At 71.3% G+C, this 641-nt stretch carries 1 pseudogene; it reads left to right on the forward strand.

Annotated features, from left to right (window positions below):
• Window positions 1–641, forward strand: a pseudogene (locus BN1120_RS21670) (AAA family ATPase); the annotation flags it as partial.

A 641-nucleotide genomic window follows, 5' to 3' on the forward strand; every position in this document is an offset into this window, starting at 1 on the left:
CTGCTGGCCATGAGTCCGGATGAGCTCAAGGGGCGCCGCGCCGCCTTGCAGGCGCTGGAGGATGCCCGCGCCGAGGCGCGTACCCGTTTGACCGAGCGGCAGCGGGCGCTGGCACTGGAGGAGAGCAAGCGGGATCGTTACCGCGAGCATCACCCCGAGCTGGCCGCGCTGGCGCCAGAGGAGCTCGCCAGCCGGTTGACGGCGCTGGAGGCGCACTGCCGCGCCCTCGACGAGCAGCTGTTCCAGTGCAAGAGCACGCTGGCCCAGGCCGAGGCGGCGGCCCTCAAGGCGGGCACCTTGCAGGAGGAGCTGGCTGCCCAGCAGGCGGTGGCGGATCATTGGCAGCGGCTCTCCGATCTTATCGGCTCGGCCAGCGGCGCCAAGCTGCGCACCTTCGCCCAGAGCCTCACGCTGGAGCGGCTGCTGCTGGAGTCCAACGCCCAGCTCGCCGAGCTCTCCCCCCGCTATCGGCTGGAGCGGGTGCCCGGCACCGATCTGGCGCTGCAGGTGGTGGATCTCGACATGGGGGACGAGGTGCGCTCGGTGGACTCCCTCTCCGGCGGCGAGAGCTTCCTGGTGTCGCTGGCGCTGGCGCTGGCCCTCTCCAGCCTGTCATCGCGCCAGACCCAGGTCGAATCGCT

Origin of the sequence: Aeromonas caviae (assembly GCF_000819785.1) — a bacterium.
GTDB lineage: Bacteria > Pseudomonadota > Gammaproteobacteria > Enterobacterales > Aeromonadaceae > Aeromonas > Aeromonas caviae.